This is a genomic window from Aliiroseovarius sp. S1123 (assembly GCF_023015885.1).
Classification (GTDB): domain Bacteria; phylum Pseudomonadota; class Alphaproteobacteria; order Rhodobacterales; family Rhodobacteraceae; genus Aliiroseovarius.
In genome coordinates, this window is record NZ_JALKBE010000007.1 from 32641 (window position 1) to 51220 (window position 18580).

The following is an 18580-nucleotide window of genomic DNA, read 5'->3' on the forward strand; positions in this document are numbered from 1 at the left end:
GCGCGCAGGTGTTCAACACTCTTTCCGGCCGTTTCCTGATCCTGACGACTCTGTTCGTCATGCTGGCCGAGATTTTGATCTTCGTGCCCTCGGTCGCGCGCTTTCGGGCGGATTACCTGCAAGACCGGCTGGAGCGGGCGCAGATCGCGTCCTTGGCGTTGCTTGCCGATGACATGATCGCGCCGGAACTGGAAGCCGAGCTTCTGGAAAACGCCGAGGTCTATAACGTCGTTCTGCGCCGCGATGAGATGCGCGAACTGATGTTGTCGTCGACCCTGCCCGGAGCGGTCACCCACGATTATGATCTGCGCGACGCATCCGCGATGACCCTGATCCGCGACGCGATGATGCGTCTATTCAATCCCGAACCCGAGGTGATCCGCGTCATCGGAGACCCGGTCCGCGAGGGCGGTCTGGTGATCGAGGTCACCATGTGGACCGCCAAGCTGCGGGCTGCAATGATCGATTATGGTCTGAATATTCTTCTGCTCTCCGCGGTGATCTCGGTCATCACGGCGCTTTTGCTATTCCTTGCAGTTCAGCGCCTGATCGTGCGCCCGATCAAGGGCGTTGTGGGCAACATGAAAGCCTATGCCGCCGATCCCGAGGACGCGCGGCGCATCATTTCTCCGGCGACCAGTGTAACGGAACTGCGCGAGGCAGAAGTCACCTTGCGCAGTCTGCAAACGGATTTGACGAGCGCGCTGAGACAGAAAGAGCGGCTGGCGCAACTGGGCGGTGCAGTCGCCCGGATCAGCCATGACCTGCGCAATGTTCTGACCACGGCCCAGCTGTTTGCCGACCGGATGGAAAGCAGCGAGGATCCCTTGGTGAAACGGGTTGGTCCTAAGCTGATGAACTCGATCAGCCGTGCGGTTAGTCTGTGTGAAAACACTCTGGCCTTCGGAAAGGCAGAAGAACCTGCGCCGACCATGAACCGCTTCAATCTGGCTGCGTTGACCGCGGACATCATCGAAAGCGAGCGCCTGTCGGCAGGCGATCACGACCTGTCCTTTGCCGAGGATATCCCCGCCGGGCTGACTTTGCGGGCCGATCCCGAGCAACTGTATCGGGTGCTCTCAAACCTGGTGCGCAACGCGCGTCAGGCCATCGTGGCCTCGGGCAAACCGGGCGAGATTGCTCTGCAAGCCAGCGAAACCGAAACCAATTGGCAAATCCGCGTGGTGGATACCGGGCCGGGGCTGCCCAAATCTTCGCAAGACACGCTGTTCCAGCCCTTTGCCGGCACCAATCGCAAAGGTGGGTCCGGACTGGGCATGGCAATCTCGGCCGAACTGGTGCGTGGGCATGGCGGCACGCTTACGCTAGAGCGCACCGACGAAACTGGCACTGCCTTCCTGATCACCCTGCCGCGCAATATCGCAGAGTGAACCGCAGGCAAAGAAAAGGGGCCGCCTGGGCGACCCCTTGCCTGCCGTGAGGGGGGAAAGCTTTAGCTTTCTGGGGGCAGGATCACGCTGTCGATCACATGGATCACACCGTTCGAGGCTTCGATATCTGCTGCAATGACGTTTGCGCCCTGAACGGTCACGCCCGACATGGTGCCGATTTTAACTTCAGCGCCTTGAACTGTGGCGGCCATCATGCCGTCCGACAGATCGCCGGACATCACTTTGCCGGGGACCACGTGGTAGGTCAGGATCGACACCAGCTTGTCCTTGTTTTCCGGCATCAGAAGCGTTTCGACGGTGCCTTCGGGCAGGGCGGCAAACGCGTCATCGGTGGGGGCGAAGACGGTGAAGGGGCCGTCGCCCTTCAAAGTGTCAACCAGACCGGCGGCCTGTACGGCGGCGACCAAGGTGGTGAAGCTGCCTGCGCCGACCGCAGTATCGACGATGTCTTTAGAATGGTCATCTGCGAAGGCCGGGGCGGCAAAGGCTGCGGCAGCGGTGACGGCAATGAAAGTACGACGAAGCATGTTGATCTCCTTGTTGTCAGATACAAGGAGTACGGGGGGCTTTCGGGTTCGGATCACCGGTTCAGATGACGTTTCTGTGAGGGGCGCGTGAGGCTACAGATCCAGCGCAATCTCTCCGCCCGGGTCTTTCGCACGGCTTTGGCACAGGATCATCGCACCCTCGCGCTGGGCGTTGGACAGGACGAAGTCGCGGTGCTCGACATCGCCCGCCAGCACGCCGCATTTACACACACCGCAGATCCCGTCCGAGCATTTGACGTCGACATGGAACCCGGCGTCGTTCAAGGCGTCCGCCGCCGTCTGGTCTTCCGAAACCGCGATCGTGCGGCCATCCTTCAGACGCAGAGTGAAGGGATGGTTTTCATAATCCGGTTGTTCGGGCACGCTGAAATATTCCAGATGCCGCGCGTCCTCGGGGATGCCTTGGCGTTCCGCAGCCTGCATCACCGCGTCCATATAGCGATCTGCCCCACAGGCATAAACATGCGCGCCTTCTGGGGCGTCTGTGAACACAGTATCAAAATCCGCTCGGCTGCCTTCGTCCGAGAAATGCAGATGCACCTTGTCCGCCCACGGCATCGCCGCCAGATCATCCAGATACCCCGCATCCTTCCGGCTGCTGGCCGAGTAATGCAGCGTGAAATCGGCACCAAGCGCGTGCAGGCGGTGCGCGAAGGCAATCATCGGGGTGATGCCAATGCCGCCGCCCATCAGGAAGGTCTTGGGCGCATCCTCGACCAGTTCAAAATGATTGATGGGGTGCGAGACGAAGACCTTGCGGCCCTCGGTGAAGATGCGGTGCAAAAGGGCCGAACCGCCACGCCCCTCGTCTTCGCGCAGGACGCCGATCTGATAGCGGCTGCGGTCAGCCGGATCGCCGGACATCGAATACTGCCGCAAGAAATCCGGCGAGACGAGCACGTCCAGATGCGCCCCGGCGGTCCATGCGGGCAGGTCGGATCCGTCCAACGTGGACAGCTCGTATTTCGTGACGCCCGGCGTCATCTGCTCGATCTTCGATAGGGTCAGTTGCAGGACCGGGCTGTCGTCCGGCACCACATAGCGGTGGACCATCGACATGTCCCCGCGCGCCTTTCGCTCGCGGTACTCCTTGGCCGAGATCAGCGCGTCATAGGCAGCAATCCCCGCCTCGCGATCCATCGGGAACGGGTAGGGATAGGGCGGCGGGGCCAGCGGCGCGGGATAGGTGGCGAGGGTTTGGTCCTCGGGCTTCAGGTCAATCTCGCGCTGAAGGTCACGGCGGTTCGTAGGTTGCACAGGCGCGTGGTATCCGCCATCCTCGCCAAGCTCCAAATCCCACCACCATTTCTTGACCTCGTTCAGCCCGCCATTGCCAACCGCATCATCGAGCTTCGCCAAAACAGGCGCCGCGCCGGGAAGGTTCGAGGCCGCCCAGCGGAACGGTGTCTGAGAAAACAGCCCTTCAAGGTTCCACGGGCAGGTCTTCATACAGCGCCCACACATCGCGCCGCCCGGCTGGGTCACGCGATAGGTGGTGCATTTTTGGCTGTCGGATTTCCAAATCTCATAGCCGTTGAACATCTTCTTCGGCCCGGCGGTAATCGCGCCCGAGGGGCATTCCCGCGCGCATTTGTTGCAAGCCTCGCAGAAGCGCTGCAGGCCGAAATCAATCGGCTTGTCATGGGCCAGCGGCATGTCGGTTGTCACCGCGCCGGATTTCAGGCGGGGGCCAAGTAGGGGATGCAGAATAACCTCGCCTATCCGGCTGATCTCGCCCAATCCGGCAAGAAGCAGAAGCGGCGGTTGCAGCACCGTGCCGTCCATCACTGTATGCGCCTTGGCCGAGTAGCCAAGATTGCGGATCTGCTGGGCGATGACGCCGCCAATCAAGGAAAACCGCAGATAGGCGCGCATGGATTGGCTGACCGCGATCCAGTCATCGCCGGACGCGCCCTCCATCGTTTCAAATCCCTGATCCACGATCATGGAAATCGCGTTGTTGTGGGGCGGCACGATCTCGGCCCCCGTCGCGTCGTGGCTGTACCAGACCCAGTCGGGGCAGCGGCTGGTGCCCGCCGCGTCGATCCCAAGGAAATAGCTGGCGGCACGCAGCGCGGCGGCGTTCTGTTCCGCATCCGTTGGGCGTGCGCCGTCGGCCACGGGGCCGTCTTGCAGTGGCGTAAAGACCCCAAGCGCGCGGCGCTGGGCATAGCTGGGGGCAGCTTTGCGCACATACATCCCGCCCGAGGAGCTCTCGTGCAGGTGCTTACCCATGTCGCCAAACTGTGCGCGGGCGAACATGTCAGAGCGTTTTGGCACGCGGGCAACGTTTTCTTCGTCGATATAGGATGTGGGCTGGTCGACACGCTTCAACCGCTCGAAGGGTAGCGGGCCTTGAGCGTAGTCGCGCCGCGCATAGGGATCACGGTTCAGGCCAGATTTCGCGCTGTCCATGCCCAGCGTCCACCGCAAACCAGTCATGTTCGACTGTTCCGCCTCGGGGGCAAGGGGGCGGTCGGCCGTGTTCTCAAGATCGGTGGTGACGACGGCAATGCCGAAATGGTCCCCGATCCACGGGGCACGTGGGCCGTCCGGCGTTGCCCATGTCAGCCCGGCTTGCACGGACAGTCGAGACATCCAGACATCGCTGGCCGCACCCGTGTGGGCCTTCGCGTCGAACCCCAGAAGCCGCAGATAATTCGCAATGACGATGGCGGTTTCCGAGGACAGAAGACAGGCGCGGTGATCCTGCGCGTCCATGATCCAATCCGCGCCCGGCTCGTCCGGGCGGGGCTCGCGGTGGTGTTCGTACAGAAAGACTATCGCATGGCTGTGACCCGACACGGGGCGGATGCCGGCAGACAGGCTTTCCTTCAGCTCGGCCATCAGCGTGTCGATGCCAGCGGCCAGCGTCCGGACCTCGCGCGTCTCTAAGGCGGTGACCAGCTCTTGAATGCCGGGGTTCTCGGCGGGCGTGTCGCGCAGCGCGTCCGCGTCCAGCCGCGTGATGCCAACCATCGACGCGTCCGCGAAATAGCCAAAGGCTTTCAGGTGACGGGCGCGCGCGTCTGGATCATCGGGAATGGTCGAGCGGGTTGGATTGACCTCTCCGTCCCGGATCGCGTCCAGCGCCGCCTGATAGGGGGCCATTGCGTTGACAAGGCTTTCGGGGCGGTCGGGCCGGTCAAAGGACAGGTGCGGGTCCGGGGCAAGTTGATCCAGTCCTGCCGCCGTATCGCAACGGTGCAAGCGTTCAAGCGGGTAGGGGCCCAGATCCACGGGCCGATTGCGGGTCGAAAACAAGCGCATGTCGGTCGTCCATTTTACCGGGCAGATCGGCTGGCCCGGTCAGGTCTTTAAGGTGCTAGAATACCCAAAGCATGGATGGAAAACAGACGCTAGAAGAAAATTGGATTCAATATCCGTTCCGTGTGCGAAAACGCCGGATCTCGCTGTTCGACGGGGTTTGACCGGTGAAAAGCTGGACATAACGCGGGACGCGGTCGATCCGGCCGGTAGGGTCCTCTTTGATCTCCATCGCGATATAGCCGACTTGCGTGTACAGAATGGTCATGGTCCTGACCTCGGCATCATCCGGGGTATAGCCGTAGCGCTCGAACATGGACTTAATGGCAGCTTTGCGCAGGGCGTCAGCGGCTTCCACCCGTCGCTTCAGCTCCGGATCATGGTCGGCCCAATTTCGAATGGCGCGATCAAGCTGTGCGTCGAACAGGTCATTTTGGAACCAGCAATCTTGCAGGTTGAACATCGCCTCACAGATCGTCTCGGCATAGAGCGCGCATTGGGCGACCAGATTGCCGGTGTTCTTGTCCTCCCACCGTTTAATCATAGCGTCCAGCAGCGCCTCGCGGTCGCGGAAGTGGTGGTAAAATCCGGTGCGCGTCAGGCCCAGGCGTTTTGCCAACGGGAGGATCTTCACACCGTCCACTCCGGCTTCAAGCAGCAGGTCAAGCGCTGCATCAAGCCACATGCGTTCCGAGGCGCGCGGGCGGGGTATGTCGTTTTTAGCCATAGTCTCGCATCATAGGTGACTTGACACATGTGTCAAATCAGATGTCACCTGTGTCAACTATGCGACTCATGACAAGGGAGGACGTGATGAGCGAACCCAGCACAGGACGGCGGCGCAGCCGTGGAAAGCGGGAGGCACGCGATGGTGCGCCAGGGCAGAACCCGCATCTGGAGCGTCCGTATATCAAGCGCGGCATCCCTACTTACGACATCCTTGGTGAAGACGCGTTGCAGCAGATCGAGGCAACAGCCGACCGCATTATGGCCGAGATCGGTATCGAGTTTCGCGATGATCCCGATACGGTCGAGATGTTTCGCAAGGCCGGCGGTGAGGTCACGCAGCTGGACGACACGCGGTGGAATATCAAGTTCGCGCCCGGCATGATCCGCGAGATCCTGAAGACAGCACCGGCGGTCTTTACTCAGCACGCCCGCAACCCTGCCAACAATGTCGAAATCGGCGGGGACAATGTGGTCTTTGCGCCCTCGTATGGCAGCCCTTTCGTGATGGATCTGGACAAGGGTCGCCGCTATGGCACGCTTGAGGATTTCCAGAACTTTGTGAAGCTGGGTCAGATGAGCCCGTGGCTGCACCACTCCGGCGGCACGGTGTGCGAACCGACCGATGTGCCGGTGAACAAACGCCATCTGGATATGGTCTATGCACATATGCGCTATTCCGACCGGCCGTTTCTTGGCTCGGTCACCGCGCCAGAACGCGCCGCCGACAGTGTCGAGATGTGCCGCGTGCTGTTCGGCGCGGATTTCGTCGACCAGAACTGCGTCATCATGGGGAACTTCAACACCACCAGCCCCTTGGTTATGGACGGGATCACGACGCAGGGCATTCGCGAGTATGCCAAGGCGGGGCAGGGCTCGATTCATTTGCCGTTTTTGCTGGGCGGGGCGGTGTCGCCTCTGACGATGGCTGGGTCCATCGCGCAATGTCTGGCGGAAAGCATGGTGTCCTGCGCGGTGGCACAGCTGGAACGTCCGGGCGCACCGGTGGTTCTGGCAAGCTTTCTCAGCTCGATGTCGTTGCGCTCGGGTTCACCGACATTCGGGACGGCAGAGCCCGCGGTGGGCAGTCTGGTCTATGGCCAGCTGGCACGCCGCTTGAACCTGCCACTTCGCTGTGCGGGCAACTTCTCGACCTCGAAACTTCCCGATGCACAGGCGATGCAGCAGGCGATGATGTCGATGATGTCGGCGGTGCAGTGTGGGGCGAATTATCTGCTGCACTCGGCGGGCTTCTTGGATGGGCTTCTGTCCATGTCCTACGAAAAATTCATGCTGGATCTGGACCTGTGTGGCGCGCTGCATTCCTATTACGATGGGGTCGTGGTGAACGAGGATACGCTGGGCTTTGACGCGTTGGCCGAAAAAGGACCGGGTGAGCATTTGTTCTCAACCGCCCATACTTTGCGGCACTACAAAACCGCCTATTACGACAGCGCGCTGGACGACAATCAGCCGTGGGAGACATGGGACGAACAGGGAGAGATTGACATGGCGACCCGTGCGAACCAACGCTGGAAGGCGCAGCTTGCGGCCTATGAGGCGCCCGCGATGGATCCAGCAACGGACGAGGCGCTGAAGGACTTTGTCGCACGCAAGAAGGCCTCGATGGAAGATGCTTGGTATTAACGTGGGAAGGGGGCTTTGCCCCCGCGTCTGCGACGCTCCCCCAGGATATTTGTGACAAGAAAATGCGGGTAAGAAAGCCCCAAGCCGAGAAGGATGGATGATGTCGAACGATCCACTTTTGCAGCCGTATCAATTGGGGCATCTGACCCTGAGAAACCGGATCATGACCACCAGCCATGAACCGGCCTATCCCGAGGATGGGATGCCGAAAGCGCGCTATGCGGCATATCATGCTGAACGGGCCAAGGCAGGTGTGGCGATGACCATGACGGCGGGGTCAGCGGCCGTTTCGAAGGACAGTCCGCCCGTTTTCAACAACATCCTCGCCTATAAGGACGAGGTTGTGCCGTGGATCCGTAATCTGACTGATGCGGTGCACGAACATGGCGCGGCTTGCATGATTCAGCTGACCCATTTGGGGCGGCGGACGGGGTGGAACAAGGGCGAGTGGTTGCCGCCCGTCTGTTCAACGCCGCATCGCGAACCTGCCCACCGCGCCTTCCCGAAAATGGCCGAGGACTGGGATATATCGCGGATTATTTCCGACTTCGCGGATGCGGCCGAACGGATGAAAGAAGGTGGCATGGATGGGGTTGAGGTGATGACCCACGGGCATTTGCTGGACCAGTTCATCTCGCCCCTGACCAACCGCTTGGACGGCCCCTATGGCGGCGATCTTGCCGGGCGGATGAAGCTGACGATGGATATCATTGAAGCCGTGCGCACCCGCGTGGGACGTGAGTTCATCGTGGGCGTCCGCTTTGCGCCTGACGAGGTTGAATCCGGCGGAATTGATCCCGATATGGGGCTGGAGATCGCGCGGATGCTGCGCGACTGCGGGCATGTGGATTATCTGAACATCAACCGGGGCCGCATTCATACGGATCCCGCGATGACCGACATGATCCCCATTCAGGGTGCGCCTGCGTCTCCGCATTTGGATTTCGCGGGGCGGGTCCGCAAAGAGGTCGGGATGCCCACCTTCCACGCCGCGCGCATACCGGATGTCGCGACCGCGCGTCACGCGGTGGCCTCTGGCCAGTTAGACATGGTCGGTATGACGCGCGCGCATATGGCTGATCCGCATATCGTGAAGAAGATCATTGAAGGGCGGGAAGAGGATATTCGCCCTTGCGTCGGTGCCACCTACTGTCTGGACCGGATTTATCAGGCCGGCGATGCGCTCTGCGTGCACAACGCGGCCACGGGGCGCGAGCTGACCATGCCGCACGAGATTGCCGCTGCAGACACCCCCCGCAAAGTGGTGATCGTGGGCGCGGGGCCTGCGGGGCTTGAGGCCGCGCGGGTAGCCGCCGAGCGTGGTCACGATGTGACCGTCTTTGAAGCACAGCCTGATCCCGGTGGACAGGTGCGTCTGACCGCGCAGACGCCGCGTCGGCGCGAGATGATCGGTATCGTCGACTGGCGCATGGCGCAATGTGCGGCCCGCGATGTCACCTTCCATTTCAACACATGGGCCGAGGCCCATGACGTGACCGCCCTGAACCCCGATGTGGTGATCGTTGCCACCGGTGGTTTGCCGAACCTTGAACTGTTCGAGACCAAGGGCGAGCAGGATTTGGCGGTCAGCGCGTGGGACGTGATCGCGGGCGACGTGAAATGCGCGGGTGATGTGCTGATCTATGACGAAAGCGGCGACCATCCGGCGCTGCAAGCCGCCGAGATCGCTTCTGAAGCCGGTGCGAATGTCGAGGTGATGACCCCGGACCGCGTCTTCGCCCCCGATATCATGGCGATGAACCTTGTGCCCTATATGCGGTCGCTGCAGCCTAAGGGTGTGCGGTTCACTGTGACCGAACGCCTGAAAGACATTAAGCGCGACGGTAACCGCCTGAGGGTCACACTGGGCACGGATTATTCCGAGTTCACGCGTCAAGCGACCTATGATCAGGTCGTTGTGAACTATGGCACGATGCCGATGGATGATCTGTATTTCGACCTGAAAGAGCTCTCATCCAACCGGGGTGAAGTGGACCACAACGCCCTGATCGAGGGACGTCCGCAGGCCATCAACACCAATCCCGACGGGCATTTCCAGCTTTTCCGGATCGGCGACGCGGTGTCGGCACGCAATACGCATGCCGCCATCTATGACGCGCTTCGGTTGGTGAAAGACCTGTAAGCTTAAGCCTGCTGCGTGCGTTCGATATACGCGCGCAGCTCTTCAGCTTCGTGGCGGGCGTCGCGTAGACCGTCCATCGCGGCGCGCAGCTCCGCCTCGGTCTGATACAGCTGGTTGGCCATCTCGGCCTCGCGCGATTGCAGATAGGTGATCGCCTCGTCGCGGGTTTCTTCCGCGTCGTGAAGCGCCTGCGCCATCTTGTCCAGCTCGCTCATTTCGCTGCCCTGCACCTGCACGAAGCGATGGATCAGCCAGTGGGCAAACCAACCCAGCACAAAGGCCACGAAAAGAATAATGGCGGTAACGATGATAAACTCGGTTCTGTTCATCGGGGCGGTCCTTCCGTGTCAATCAGCGTTCCGGGCGCGGGGCCGGACGAGGGTCGTCTGCATCGGGGGCGAAGATTTCGGGGCCACTATAGGGCGGCGCGGCGGGAGCTTCACTTGATTCTGTGCTGGTCACGTCCGGTGCGTCACCTTCGGTGGCTTCGCCTGCCGCAGGAGTTTCTTCAGTAGACGCATCTGCGGTTTCAGGAGTTGCCTCGGCGTCGCTGGCTTCGTCTGCGTCGTCCGACACACCTTCCAGCAGTCGGAATTCGATCCGGCGGTTTGCCTCACGACCATCCTCGGTTCCGTTGTCGGCGATCGGGTTTTCTTCGCCATAGCCGACGGCCGATAGGTTCGAGGTCAGGATGCGGCGTGACAGAAGCGCGGACAGCACGGCCTGCGCGCGGCTTTGCGACAGGGCAAGGTTCATTTCTTCGCGGCCCTGGCTGTCGGTATAGCCCGCGATCTCCATCCGCACATCCGCACACTCGCGCATGATCTCGGCAATCTTATCGACGGTATCCGCAGCCGAGGCTTCGATATTGGCCGAGCTGGGCGCGAAGGTGATTTTCTTCTCGGCCAGAACCGCGTTGATACCTGCCGCACATTCTTCCGGGCTGGGCAGGTTTAGGGTCGGGTTCAAGCTTTCTTCGTAGGTCACATTGACCTGAAAGTTCTCGGATGCCCCCAACTTTTCCCCCAACAAGCGCGAAATTTCGGACGCGACTTCCGGATCTCCGGTGCGCCCGCGAATGTCCACGATGTCGGGCTGCACAACGATCACACCGCTGTGCACCAGAGACAAAGCTTCAAGACTAGCCAGAACGCGGGTGGGCCAATTGGCGGGTAGATTGGGGTCAAGGCGGGTGGCCGGATAGACGGCATTCGACCCGAACTTGGCGCGGGCAAAGCTTTCTGCCGCGCTGCGCAAGGCTTCGTCCGACAGGCGGCCGCGCAGTTGTACAAGACCTTCGGGGCTGAGGGTCGCGACGAACTCGGGCGTTGCCTCGCCTTGGCCTGTGCCGTCAATCTTGACGGGTTCAGGCAGGACCGAGTGCAGCGAATAGAGGTCAGGCAGGTTGCTTTCCAGCTCGCCCACCACGCGGTCAAAATTGGCTTGCGGCGTGGTGTCCAGCGCGACCAGCGTGACGTCGGCATCCGAGAATGTGACCGATCCGCCGCCAAGGGCAGCGACCGCGTTGATGCCCATTTCCGCTGCATCGGCCCAATCGGGCGATGGCACGCCCAAACCGATGATGCAGTTGGTCACGCCTTCAAGCCCGGCTTCGGTCGCGGCAGAAATGATCTTGGCGCGTCCGATGGCGTTATAGGCCGAACAGGCGTCAAACCGTGCTCCGTTCTCGTCGATCAGGAAGCGCAGGGTGAACGGCGTGATGACCGGGCGCGGGGCCGAGATGTCGATGGACAAAAGGATTGAACGCGGGGCCTTGCGTTTCAGACGGCGCGCCCACTCTTGCTGCTCTTCCACGCTATCCGCCACCGCCGTAATCGATACCTTGTCGGCATCCATCGAGATTTTCGAGCGCGGCAGCTGCTTCAGGGCATAAAGCGCGAACTCAAGCGTTGTGTCCCAGTTGGCGGGCACGGGATAGTCGGCGACCTCGAGCAAATCGGTGACTTCGGCTTTGCCGGCGATGCGACCCACTTCGTCTACCAGACCTTCGCGGTCCGATTGTGTGGGGATCAGGCCGATCATCGAGATACCTGAATTGTTACGCAGCACCTCGATCGAGAAGCGCGGGGGGGCCACGATCTCGGCATCTGGTATGGTCATGTTGTCAATCACGCGGGTCGCGTCGACTTCGCTTCCAGCGATGGACAGCGCGCGAAACCGCATGGCTTCGCTGGGCGCATCGCCCGACAGAACGACCTGCAGACCGTCAGACTGAACCTGCGCCCATTCGTGACCGCGCAGAGTCAGCGCATCCCGCACCGCATCTTCTGAAAAGCTTTCGATGGCGTTGACCGAAAGAATGGCCGCAAACAGGGCCAGAAAAGCGCCAACAACAAGCGAGGCCGAGGCCATGAGAAATTGCGAGGGGCGCATACGTATTCAGGTCCGTGATTTCTTTGGTTTTAAGTTTATTATGGGGTGTTGGGGCAGGGTGCAATCATACGATTTGGCTTGCGGCAAGAAACAGCACAAGAATTAGACCCGTGTCGCGATTGGACCTAAACAGTTTCAGGCAGTTTTCCGGGCTGTCCGTGTCCAAAGACCGCAGCTGCCACGCCAGATGCCAGCCCATGAACCACGCGCCGCCCAGCGCGATGACCAACGACAGGACATTCGCGCTGGGGGCAAGCGCCAGAATGATCGCAAGGGCGGTCAGCGCGACGGTCGCGATCAGGAACATCCGCAGCCACGTGCGGCTGTTGTCGCCAAACAGGCGCGCGGTGGATTTCACGCCGATCAGCGCATCATCCTCGGTGTCCTGATAGGCATAGATGGTATCGTAGAATAGCGTCCACGCGATCCCGGCCGCGTAAAGCGCAACGGGGGCGAAGCCAAGCGATCCGGTATGTGCAACCCAGCCTACCAGCGCCCCCCAGTTGAACGCGACGCCAAGGAAGACCTGCGGCCACCATGTGAAGCGTTTGGCGAAGGGATAGATTGCCACGGGCAACAGGGCCGCGACGCCCAGAAGGATCGTAGCCCAGTTGAAGGTCAGAAGGATGCCAAAGGAAATCAGCGCCTGTAGCCCCATCCAGATCAGAGCCTGTTTCACCGTCACCTGCCCCGAGGGGATTGGACGGCTTTTCGTGCGCTCGACCTTGCCGTCGAAATCGCGGTCCGTGATGTCATTCCACGTACAGCCCGCGCCGCGCATCAGGAAGGATCCAATCGCGCAGCCCAGCATGATCCATGCCTCATACCAACCAAAACGCCCGGTGCTTGCAGTCGCCAGAAGCAGGCTCCACCAGCAGGGGATCAGCAGAAGCCACGTACCAATGGGGCGATCTGCGCGGCTGAGGCGCAGATAGGGCCGCGACCATGCCGGCGCGCGGTGATCCACCCAATTACCTGTATAGGCATCAGAAACCTGTCCATTCGGGTCTGGCAAATCGGCGTTCGGGGTCATAGATTTCCCTCATGAAACAGGCAAAAACTCGGCTCTATGTAGATCACCCCTTGGGTCAGGGGCAAACCGTTTCGCTGGATCGCGATCAGGCGCATTACCTTTTTGGGGTGATGCGGCTGGGCGAAGGCGATCATGTGGCGCTATTTAACGGGCGCGACGGCGAATATCCTGCCCGCGTGATTGAGGCCGGTAAACGCAAGGGCGTGCTGGAGTGCCTTGAGCAATCCCGCCCGCTGCACATGCCCCCAGACCTGTGGCTGTGCTTTGCGCCGATCAAGAAGGCGCGCACCGATTTTATTGTCGAGAAAGCCGCCGAGATGGGCGCCGCCCTGATCCAGCCCATGTCGACCGAGTTCACGAACTCTGAACGCATCCGCCGCGACCGCCTGCAGGCCCACGCTGTTGAAGCTGCCGAGCAATGCGGCGGCACTTACGTGCCCGAGGTCGTCGACTTGATGCGCATGGACAAGCTGCTGGACGCCTGGCCCGACGACCGCCAGATCATGTTCTGTGACGAGGCGCTGGTCGGCGCGGCCGAGACGCTGTCCGCCGCCAGTGGTCACCGCTGGGCCATCTTCATCGGCCCCGAAGGCGGCTTCTCGGACCGCGAACGCGCGCGCCTCCACGCAATGGAAAATGCCCACCCCGTCAGCCTCGGCCCCCGCATCCTGCGCGCCGACACCGCCGCCGTCGCCGCCATGACCATGTGGCAGCAAGTGCTGGGGGATTGGGGGTGATCCGTCCCGAGCTTCAGGCACAGCTTCTGCGGTATCGCGAGGCGCTTTTCGGAGCGGCCATCTTGCTTCTCGGCCTTTGGTGGGCATGGGGCGCGCTGGGACTGATCACATGGTTGGGGCTGGCCTTGGCTGCGTTTGGTGCGGTAATCCTGTGGTCCGGTCTGCGTCGTGCGCGCATTCGCTCGGCGCATGGCGGGGTGGGCGTCGTACAGATTGACGAGCGCCAAGTGACCTATCTGGCGCCCATCGGAGGGGGCTTTGCTTCGCTTGACGATGTGGTGCGGATCGAGATTGGGCGCGATCTGGCTGGTCTGCCTGTCTGGCGGTTCCAGCAGTTGGGCGCAGTCCTGACGATCCCCGCCCGTGCCGAAGGGGCCGAGGCGATCTTTGATGCGCTGACCGCGCTATCCGGCGCCAATATCGACGCGGCCATCCGCGCCGTGAATACGCCCCCCAATGACACTGTCGTGATCTGGACGCGCGGCGTCGCAAAGCTGCATTGACACTGGCAGCCGCTTGCCCCACGACTGGAGCCCCCTAGGGGCGTTTTCTATAGGAGCCGAACATGTCCATTCCTCAGTCCGGTGGTGGTCCGATCACCCATCACGACCAGCTGGCCCAGTTTCTGGAAGACGGTTGTAAACCGCGTGACACATGGAAAATCGGCACTGAGCACGAGAAGTTCGGCTATTGCAAAGATACGCTGAAGCCGCTGCCCTATGACGGCCCGCGTTCTATCCTGAAAATGCTGGAAGGGTTGCGCGACCGCTATAACTGGACCGAGGTGCGCGAGGCGGGCAACCTGATCGGGTTGCAGCGCGAAGGCGCGAACATCTCGCTGGAACCGGGCGGGCAGTTCGAACTGTCCGGTGCGCCCTTGGATAACATCCATCAAACTTGCGACGAAGTGAACGAACACCTGCGCGAAGTGCACGAGATTGCAGACGAGATCGGCGCACGCTTCATCGGTCTGGGCGCGGCACCAGAATGGACCCACGAACAGATGCCGGTGATGCCCAAGGGGCGTTACAAGCTGATGACCGACTATATGGACAAGGTCGGCACCCACGGAAAACAGATGATGTATCGGACCTGCACCGTGCAGGTGAACCTCGACTTCGCATCCGAGGCCGACATGGTTCAGAAGTTCCGCGTTGCGCTGGCGCTGCAGCCCGTTGCGACTGCGCTCTTTGCGAACTCGCCCTTCTTCGAGGGCAAGCCCAACGGGCACAAATCATGGCGCTCGCGCATCTGGCGTGACCTTGATGGCGCACGTACCGGGATGCTGCCCTTCGTGTTTGAAGACGGCATGGGGTTTGAACGCTACGTGCAATATGCGCTCGATGTGCCAATGTACTTCGTCTATCGCGACGGGCAATATATCGACGCGCTGGGCCAATCTTTCCGCGACTTCATGCAGGGCAAACTGCCCGCACTGCCGGGCGAGACGCCGACGCTGAGCGACTGGGCCGATCACCTGACCACGATCTTCCCCGAGGCACGGATCAAACAATACATGGAAATGCGCGGCGCCGATGGTGGCCCGTGGCGTCGCCTCTGTGCACTGCCCGCTCTGTGGGTTGGCCTGATGTATGACCAGACCAGCCTTGATGCGGCATGGGATCTGGCGAAAGGCTGGGACGCGGAAACCCGCGAGGCGCTGCGCGTTGCGGCTTCCGTCGAAGGGCTACAGGCCGAGGTGAACGGCATCCGTATGATCGACCTCGCCCGCGATGTGGTGAAAATTGCCGAAGGTGGCCTGAAATCCCGCGCCCGTGTGGGCAGCGGCGGCATGGTGCCGGACGAGACACACTTCCTGAACGCGCTGCAAGAAAGCGTCGAAGAAGGCCGCTCGCCCGCCTGTGAACTTCTGGGCAAGTATCACGGCGAATGGGATGGGGATCTCAGCCGGATTTATGCGGAATATAGTTACTGAGAGCTGCTGCGCGGACTTCGCTGTCCTTGCACGAATGTCTCCTGTGGGGGTCAGCCGCAGGCGCGCATCATGAATTCAACGTGCTTATCAATGCTATTCTTGGCGAGGTTACCCAGTGCCATTTGGTGTGCCAGTGCAACGACCGTTTGGGCCAAATGATTGCCCAAGACAGGTAGATCTTCTTCCGGTACCGGAGCGAAGGCCGCCAGTTCCGCTGAAATCTCAATCTGTAGCAATTCCATGATTTCTGGAACCGAGCTTGCCAACGAAGCCACGAGAAGAATGGCCTCGGGGTCGACCACCGCTGTTTCCAGAATCATGCTTAAACAAGCTTCCAGCCGTGCAAACCCTCTCGGAATCTCCGTATGCAGAGAAGCAAACCGTTCCTTGATTTCAATCGCGGTTTCATGCGCCACAGTCGAAACTAGGGCATCGACATCTTCGAAGTAGTTATAAAAGGATGTTCGTCCTACGCCTGCCCGCTCGCAAACCGCCATCACGTTCAAACCGGCGACTCCCCGATGCCCGAGTTCCACCCTTGCGGCTGCCAACAATGCCGACCTTGTCCGCCTCGCCTTTGGTGTAAGGTCTCTAATGCTCACGTTCGCCCAAAGCCTTGCAAAATATCCCTTAATGACATATCCGTCATTTTTAACTGACACAACTGTCATTTTTAGGGGGAAGCCATGATTTCATTAATTGCCCGGCTGGGGACAAGACGCGGATTAACCGTACTCATCATCACCTATCTCGTAGTATTTGGCGCAATCCTGACGACGCTTGGGCAACTTATGGAGGTCAGCGGCGGATTTGGAATTCTGGATTTCGACCAGAGCTATTCCAAAGACAGGGTGAGGGAAGTCTTCGGAAGCTATGGAGAGTATGGGTTCTCGTTATACCGCCGAATCCAGCTTCTGGATGTCTTGAACCCCGCTCTTTACTCGCTGATCGCCTCTGTGTTGACCTACCTACTATGGAAAGGGCGAGGCGTTGATTGGCTTTGCCTCACACCACTACTTGGTGGGATTGGGGACTATGCCGAGAATGTGACCTTGTTTTTTCTCGCGCGAGGATATCCCCAAGTCTCTGACGGTTTGGTTTCCGTGAGTTCGACACTGAGTCTGATAAAGAACGGGCTGCTGATCTTGGGAGTGCTGCCTTTGCTTTTTGGGTTCGTTCGATGGGGCATCCAGCGATTGCGAAGAAGCTAAGCGACACCGAAAGTTTCCGTTCGCTGCGCCCTGACCAGTGGGCAAGTTGGGCTCAAAGCGGACCTGCGGACGAACCACAATATTTCACCCCGGCAATACCTTCCCCGGGTTCATGATCCCCTTCGGGTCCAGCGCCTGTTTGATCTGGCGCATCACCTCCAACGCAACAGGATCCTTGTGGCGCTGCATCGAAGGCAGTTTGGACAGGCCGATCCCGTGTTCGGCGGAGAAGCTGCCGCCCATTTCGCGCACCACGTCTTCGACCCGTTCCATGATCGGGTCACACAGCACAGTATCGCTTGGGAATACCGCATAGTGAATATTGCCATCGCCCAGATGCGCGACCTCCAACACATCGGCCTTCGGGTCCAGAGTGGCAAGCTCATCTGTCATGCGGGTCAGGAAGGGTTCGACTTGATCCAGCGGCAGGGCGATGTCGTTGTTCACCAACGGGCTGCGGGCAAGGCAGACCTCGGCGGCGGCTTCGCGGCGGGCCCAGAGCTGGCTGCGCTGGGTGTCGTTCTGGGCGATGACAGCATCATTGATGTGCCCGGCTTCAATCGCGTCGGCCAGCAACGCTTCGAACATGCTGACCAGCGGCAGGCTGCCATCCGGGTCGGGCTGGGCATCTTTTGGCGCGGTCGATGCGATCTCGGCCAAGACAATCACCGGATGGTCGGCGTCGAAAACGGGGGTCAGGTCGGGGAAGTGGGTGTGCACGGCAGACAGGTAATGCACGGGCATGTATTCGAATGCCTCAACCGCGCCGCCGGTGGCCTCTTGCAGGCGGTTTAGAACGGACAGCGCATCGGTCAGATTGTCCAGCGCCAGCATTGCCGTCGCCCGCGCGGCGGGGGCAGGGACCAGCTTCAGCACCGCGCCGGTAATCACACCCAACGTGCCTTCCGAGCCAATCAGCAGATCGCGCAGATCATAGCCGGAATTGTCCTTGTGCAGCTGGCTCATCAAGTCCAGAACGCGGCCATCGGGCAACACGGCCTCGATCCCGATGCACAGCGCGCGGGTGTTGCCGAATTTCAGGACATTGGACCCGCCCGCATTGGTCGCCAGCATCCCGGCAATCTGGCACGAGCCTTGCGCGCCGAAGGTCATGGGAAAGCGCAGCCCGTGTTCGGCGACCGCGTTGTGCAGGGTCTCCAACACCACGCCACCGTCCACGATGGCAAGGCGGGCGTCTGGCTTGATTTCGCGGATCGTGTTCAGCCGCGCCAGCGACAGCATCAGGCTGCCTTCGGGCGCGTGGGCGCCACCTGCAAGTCCGGTGTGGCCTGAGACCGGCACGACGGGCGTTTGCGTGTCATTTGCCAGTTTCATGATCTGCGAGACGTCCTCGACTGATCCGGGACGCACGACCGCCAAGGGCGTGTTCTGGTACTTCCCGATCCAATCCGTCGCAAACCCCGCCATGTCTGGTCCGGTTAAAACATGGTCCGGTCCGGTGATGCTGCGCAGGGCGTTCAGAATATCCATTTCGGGTCCTTCGGGATGTACGTGACTTGGATTTG

15 protein-coding genes are annotated in these 18580 nt (G+C 60.8%); 7 read left to right on the forward strand and 8 right to left on the reverse strand.

The window, feature by feature from the left end:
- Positions 1–8: 8 nt before the first annotated feature.
- Positions 9–1391, forward strand: coding sequence for a HAMP domain-containing sensor histidine kinase (locus tag MWU53_RS12825; protein ID WP_247093958.1), 1383 nt, complete (start codon positions 9–11; stop codon positions 1389–1391).
- Positions 1392–1453: 62 nt separating this feature from the next.
- Here MWU53_RS12825 and MWU53_RS12830 read toward each other — a convergent pair whose 3' ends face one another.
- The 3 genes from MWU53_RS12830 to MWU53_RS12840 form a co-directional block, all read right to left on the reverse strand.
- Entirely contained in the window at positions 1454–1939 is a 486-nt protein-coding gene (locus MWU53_RS12830; protein ID WP_247093960.1) for a fasciclin domain-containing protein, read from the reverse strand.
- Positions 1940–2032: 93 nt separating this feature from the next.
- On the reverse strand, positions 2033–5230 hold the full coding sequence (locus tag MWU53_RS12835) for a reductive dehalogenase (protein ID WP_247093962.1): 3198 nt from the start codon (positions 5228–5230) through the stop codon (positions 2033–2035).
- Positions 5231–5336: 106 nt separating this feature from the next.
- Positions 5337–5954: a TetR/AcrR family transcriptional regulator gene (locus MWU53_RS12840; RefSeq protein WP_247093965.1), complete on the reverse strand. Its 618-nt coding sequence runs from the start codon at positions 5952–5954 to the stop codon at positions 5337–5339.
- 86 nt (positions 5955–6040) lie between these two features.
- Here MWU53_RS12840 and MWU53_RS12845 point away from each other — a divergent pair, with 86 nt between their 5' ends.
- Complete coding sequence (locus MWU53_RS12845) at positions 6041–7600, forward strand: trimethylamine methyltransferase family protein (RefSeq protein ID WP_247093966.1); 1560 nt, start codon at positions 6041–6043, stop codon at positions 7598–7600.
- A gap of 100 nt (positions 7601–7700) precedes the next feature.
- A complete protein-coding gene (locus MWU53_RS12850; protein ID WP_247093968.1) occupies positions 7701–9743 on the forward strand; it encodes an NADH:flavin oxidoreductase in 2043 nt (680 codons plus the stop codon).
- Between the two features lie 2 nt (positions 9744–9745).
- Here MWU53_RS12850 and MWU53_RS12855 read toward each other — a convergent pair whose 3' ends face one another.
- The 3 genes from MWU53_RS12855 to ubiA all read right to left on the reverse strand — a co-directional run bounded on the left by MWU53_RS12855 (position 9746) and on the right by ubiA (position 13170).
- Positions 9746–10072: a hypothetical protein gene (locus tag MWU53_RS12855; RefSeq protein ID WP_247093970.1), complete on the reverse strand. Its 327-nt coding sequence runs from the start codon at positions 10070–10072 to the stop codon at positions 9746–9748.
- A 22-nt stretch (positions 10073–10094) separates the two neighbouring features.
- Entirely contained in the window at positions 10095–12137 is a 2043-nt protein-coding gene (locus tag MWU53_RS12860) for an OmpA family protein (protein ID WP_247093973.1), read from the reverse strand.
- A gap of 64 nt (positions 12138–12201) precedes the next feature.
- Positions 12202–13170 carry a 4-hydroxybenzoate octaprenyltransferase gene (gene ubiA / locus MWU53_RS12865; protein WP_247093975.1) on the reverse strand — a complete coding sequence of 323 codons (969 nt, stop codon included), beginning with the start codon at positions 13168–13170 and terminating at the stop codon, positions 12202–12204.
- 11 nt (positions 13171–13181) lie between these two features.
- On the opposite strand from ubiA, the gene MWU53_RS12870 reads away from it, so the two are divergent.
- The 3 genes from MWU53_RS12870 to MWU53_RS12880 all read left to right on the forward strand — a co-directional run bounded on the left by MWU53_RS12870 (position 13182) and on the right by MWU53_RS12880 (position 15843).
- The gene (locus tag MWU53_RS12870) at positions 13182–13907 is read left to right on the forward strand and encodes a 16S rRNA (uracil(1498)-N(3))-methyltransferase (protein WP_163039428.1); all 726 of its coding nucleotides are present in this window, start codon (positions 13182–13184) and stop codon (positions 13905–13907) included.
- Positions 13904–14410, forward strand: a complete 507-nt coding sequence (locus tag MWU53_RS12875) for a hypothetical protein (protein ID WP_247093977.1) — start codon at positions 13904–13906, stop codon at positions 14408–14410. Before MWU53_RS12870 ends, MWU53_RS12875 begins: the two co-directional genes overlap by 4 nt.
- Positions 14411–14472: 62 nt before the next feature.
- Positions 14473–15843, forward strand: a complete 1371-nt coding sequence (locus tag MWU53_RS12880; protein WP_247093979.1) for a glutamate--cysteine ligase — start codon at positions 14473–14475, stop codon at positions 15841–15843.
- Between the two features lie 50 nt (positions 15844–15893).
- Here the strand turns inward: MWU53_RS12880 and MWU53_RS12885 are convergent, their stop codons facing one another.
- Positions 15894–16514, reverse strand: coding sequence for a TetR/AcrR family transcriptional regulator (locus tag MWU53_RS12885; protein WP_281501412.1), 621 nt, complete (start codon positions 16512–16514; stop codon positions 15894–15896).
- A 15-nt stretch (positions 16515–16529) separates the two neighbouring features.
- On the opposite strand from MWU53_RS12885, the gene MWU53_RS12890 reads away from it, so the two are divergent.
- Entirely contained in the window at positions 16530–17054 is a 525-nt protein-coding gene (locus MWU53_RS12890; protein WP_247093981.1) for a hypothetical protein, read from the forward strand.
- An 84-nt stretch (positions 17055–17138) separates the two neighbouring features.
- Here the strand turns inward: MWU53_RS12890 and MWU53_RS12895 are convergent, their stop codons facing one another.
- Positions 17139–18545, reverse strand: a complete 1407-nt coding sequence (locus MWU53_RS12895) for an FAD-binding oxidoreductase (protein ID WP_247093983.1) — start codon at positions 18543–18545, stop codon at positions 17139–17141.
- Between the last annotated feature and the right edge of the window lie 35 nt (positions 18546–18580).